This is a genomic window from Acinetobacter sp. GN11 (genome assembly GCF_054823985.1).
This window is the reverse complement of sequence record NZ_JRVL01000115.1, coordinates 1-3936: the sequence shown is the minus strand read 5'-3', so window position 1 is coordinate 3936 and position 3936 is coordinate 1. Positions and strand designations below refer to the sequence as shown.

Sequence of the window (3936 nt, the reverse complement as noted above, 5' to 3'; positions counted from 1 at the left end):
CGTCCTACCGCAACGGGAGGAGACGAGGAGCTTACATGCAAAACTATCCCTCAGAAAGGAATAATTCTGATGCTGTTGTATACGGTCCGCGACGACTGACTGGCAATGTAGGCCAGCAGGCAAAGGATAAGCTTCACATTTATTGCAGTCAAGCACACAAAATGACATTTGTTTTAAATTAGATCATTAAAAAAGTAAGGCTAAATAATGAGTTGGTTATTGTTAAGTGAGGTTTATAAAGGGGGTATAAAAATAGCTTAGAAAGGCTGTTTTGGGGAGATTTTTAGATAATGCAAACGATCTAAAAAATTAATACTTATTTAATTATCACTTATTTTAACTAGTTTCATATTGAGCTAATCCAGCCCAAGCCCCCACATGCCCAACCCTACGCTCGATAAATTTCATTTTTGACTCTTTAGTTGACATTTAATAATTATGGATACATAGTATCCATAATTATTTTTGAGTATAAATCGTGAGCAGTCGAGCAAAATTGCATAAAGACTCTAGGTTTATATTCATTGAGGATGCACTTAGCTTTCTACAACCAAAGCAATGCCAAGTATTTGAATTTTGTGCCTATTGGACGCTCGCCTGATATTACAAGGTTCATCCAATAGTTTTTAAAAGTTTATAGCCGTAGGAATCCAGCATGATTGAGAAAACCAACGAGAATATAATCGATGTACTCATTATTGGCGCTGGTCCTTCTGGGACGGCGCTTGCAATTGATTTAAAGCGCCGCGGACTTAACATCCGTATTGTAGATAAAGCTTCCACTAGCTTTAACGGATCAAGAGCAAAAGGCATTCAGCCGAGAACATTAGAAGTTTTTCAGGATCTTGGTCTGGTGAATGAGGTACTTCAATTAGGTAGCGCATATCCCCTTCTTGGTATTCACTTTGGCCCATTCACTATTCCTTGGCGAATGATTTCCAATCGACCACATTCATCGGATGTACCTTTTCCTAATACGTTATTGATTCCTCAATTCAGTACAGATACTGCATTACATACGCGATTTAAGTCGCTCAATGGTGTAGTTGAGTTTAGTAAACAACTCATTTCTTTAAGCCAAACTGATCATTATGTAACAGCTAAAGTTGAGGGTGCGGATGGAGTAATAGAGGAAATTACTGCACGTTATCTGGTAGGTGCAGATGGTGGTTCTAGCAAAGTACGTCACCAATTAGGCATTAAATTTACTGGATCAACGGTTGAAGAAGATCGAATCATCATTGTTGATGGTGTGACAAGTGGTTTATCTCGTGATCGATGGCATATTTGGCCTGGGAAAAGCGGACAGTTTATTGCTGCATGCCCACTTCCCCATAGTGAATTATTTCAATGGATGATCCGTTTAGCTCCTGAAGAGCAACCTGAGCTTGAATTAGACGCTATCAATGCACGTATTCAAAAGCGGATAGATAATTTGAAAGTCGTATTAAAGAATGTGCAATGGAAGTCAATTTTTAGACCTAATATTCGAATAGCAGAGAAATATCGAAATGGCCGAGTCTTTCTTGTAGGAGATGCAGCGCATGTGCATACCCCTGCTGGGGCACAAGGGCTGAATACAGGTATTCAAGATTCATACAATCTAGGCTGGAAAATTGCTCAGGTTTTAGCAGGCGCCGATAATAGCTTACTTGATAGCTATGAAGCAGAGCGTAGGCCTATAGCAGCATCTGTACTCGCATTATCAACCAAAAAATATGATGGTATTGCTAAGCTTGACCCTTCTAGTATTAAACGTGGTAAAGATGAATCACAGTTGTCATTGACCTATCGTAATGGCCCACTTGTTATAAATAATAGTACTATTACTTCAAAAGTATATTCTGGAGATCGTGCTCCCGATGCTGATCTGACCATTGTATCTGGTGGACAAGTTCGTTTATTTGATATTTTCCAAGGCCCACATTTTACACTTATTGGTTTTGGTGAACATACTGCTCAACTAGTGAAAGAATTAGATTGGCCTTCTAACGGAGCTGATATAAAGCGCGTACTCATAAATGCCGATGGAATGCATGGTGTGGACTATGTACTGAAGGACGAAAAGCAAACATTCGGTAAAGCTTATGACGTATCGGCTGATACGATACTACTAATTCGACCTGATGGTTATATTGGTCATATAACAACGCCGAATACGCAAGCTAGCCTAAAAACATATATAAAGAAATTTACACCGTAAATATCTGACTGTTTACCATTGTTAAATGCTGCTAAACATTCAGTGTTAAAGTCATAAATATGAATATAATTGTAATATTTGATAGAGGTAATAATGTCAGCAACTAGAGCATCTCCGGGGCGTCCTTCCGTTCCACTTGACCTCATATTGGAGGTAGCCTTGCAAATTGTTGATACGGAGGGCGCTGATGCATTAACCTTGCGATATCTTGCAAAAAAATTAAACTCTGGAACTGCAACTTTATATCGAAAGTTCCAAAGTCGTGAAGACTTAGTAGCACAAGTAGTTGACCAGTTATTCTTGCAAATGGAAACCACAATGCCTGATATAACAGGCCTAGAGTGGAAGGAAGCATGTCGTTTATTAACAACGCATATGTTTACAGTTCTAGGTAATCACCGAGGTGCCGCACGCCTTTTGCTTGAATCATTTCCAAATGGTTCTAGTGCTATGAGACAAAGAGAACGGATTTTTGATTTATTTCTTAGCAATGGTTTTTCAGCGCCCCTAGCAGCGAAAGCCTACGCTACACTTGCTCGTTTTGTTCTGGGATTTGCTATACAACTTCCAGATCATAAGAGTTTTCAGCAAGCAGGTGCCTTTGAAAATGTTGAATGGACTAATTTTCCTGCGACATTATCTGTTATTAAGGATCTGCCCGTTCCTCTAGAGGTTGAATTTTCTTTTGGTTTGAATTTAATGATTAATGGGCTAGCTGAAATTCGTAAAGATGAATTAAATCATTAATTAGAAAACGTAATAACCATCACTTAGCGTTAGAACATAACCAGTTCGTGACAAACTACTCAATTTGGACATATATGTATTTTATATAAAACTTATTTTTTCACAGGCAGTAGTAAAACGGGGTCTTCAATATCGTAACCAGTTTCTTCTGGAACCCCCAAATATTTAACGACAACCAACTTCTTATTGTGTTTAGGCACACTATAATTTTGGGAAATTTTTATTGCTTTGCTGTAATGAACCGCAACATGGGTCTTACTTTGTAAAGACGGCGATTTTACAACATATTCTGTTTTATATTGCGTGATCTTCCCTGAAGGATCAAACCAAGATGATATTTGATTCTGATGAGTTTTTAAGGTCTGAATTTTTACAGTCTTACTATTACTTACGATCAAAGGGGTTAAATTTTTTTTAATTTTATTGAGAGCCTTATCAAACGCGGTACTATCTTGATCATAATCAATCTTATGTGTTTTTGGATTGATATAGAGAGATTTAACTTCGATAAGTTTATCAGGCGATTTACTATTTAATAGATAATAATATAGTTGTGGTAAACGTCCTCGACCATCTTCGTAGTGTCTTAATACATAAAGTTTTTTCTCTTTTTGCTGATAACCCAATACTTCAATTTTTTGTCCACCACCCACTGTCGCATAGCTATGCGCCGATAACGTAAAAATAGCACTAAAACTTAGAATTTTTAGAAACTTCATTAACTGATATCCTTGTGATTTTTTAGACGGGAAAATTAATTAACGAACATAGAGTGGATCTTCTTCAACAAAAAATACTTCACCTGATGAAGGTAGAATCCATTGATAGGTTCCGTCTATTTTCTTCATTTTTTCTTTAAAAATATTATATACAGCTACAAGATCATGTTTTTCATCATATTCCCCCATATAGCCAAGTGCCTTTTCATCATGAAACTCTTTAAACATTTTATGCATTTTGACAGCTCTAAGTTCCATATCTTTTCT

4 protein-coding genes are annotated in these 3936 nt (G+C 37.2%); 2 read left to right on the top strand and 2 right to left on the bottom strand.

The features are described 5' to 3' along the window. The first annotated feature begins 655 nt into the window (after positions 1-655). Both NL42_RS11500 and NL42_RS11495 read left to right on the top strand, forming a co-directional pair. Positions 656-2203 carry an FAD-dependent oxidoreductase gene (locus NL42_RS11500; RefSeq protein ID WP_461312843.1) on the top strand — a complete coding sequence of 516 codons (1548 nt, stop codon included), beginning with the start codon at positions 656-658 and terminating at the stop codon, positions 2201-2203. A gap of 93 nt (positions 2204-2296) precedes the next feature. Next, positions 2297-2950, top strand: a complete 654-nt coding sequence (locus NL42_RS11495; protein ID WP_461312842.1) for a TetR/AcrR family transcriptional regulator — start codon at positions 2297-2299, stop codon at positions 2948-2950. A 92-nt stretch (positions 2951-3042) separates the two neighbouring features. Here NL42_RS11495 and NL42_RS11490 read toward each other — a convergent pair whose 3' ends face one another. After that, entirely contained in the window at positions 3043-3669 is a 627-nt protein-coding gene (locus NL42_RS11490) for a hypothetical protein (protein ID WP_461312841.1), read from the bottom strand. A gap of 39 nt (positions 3670-3708) precedes the next feature. Next, positions 3709-3897 carry a hypothetical protein gene (locus NL42_RS11485; RefSeq protein ID WP_231765307.1) on the bottom strand — a complete coding sequence of 63 codons (189 nt, stop codon included), beginning with the start codon at positions 3895-3897 and terminating at the stop codon, positions 3709-3711. Positions 3898-3936 lie beyond the last annotated feature (39 nt).

What these genes read in the sequence shown, in the direction of transcription:
- NL42_RS11500 (WP_461312843.1), top strand. Translation starts at nt 656, where the DNA reads ATGATTGAGAAAACCAACGAGAATATAATCGATGTACTCATTATTGGC.
- NL42_RS11495 (WP_461312842.1), top strand. Translation starts at nt 2,297, where the DNA reads ATGTCAGCAACTAGAGCATCTCCGGGGCGTCCTTCCGTTCCACTTGAC.
- NL42_RS11490 (WP_461312841.1), bottom strand. Translation starts at nt 3,669, where the DNA reads ATGAAGTTTCTAAAAATTCTAAGTTTTAGTGCTATTTTTACGTTATCG.
- NL42_RS11485 (WP_231765307.1), bottom strand. Translation starts at nt 3,897, where the DNA reads ATGTTTAAAGAGTTTCATGATGAAAAGGCACTTGGCTATATGGGGGAA.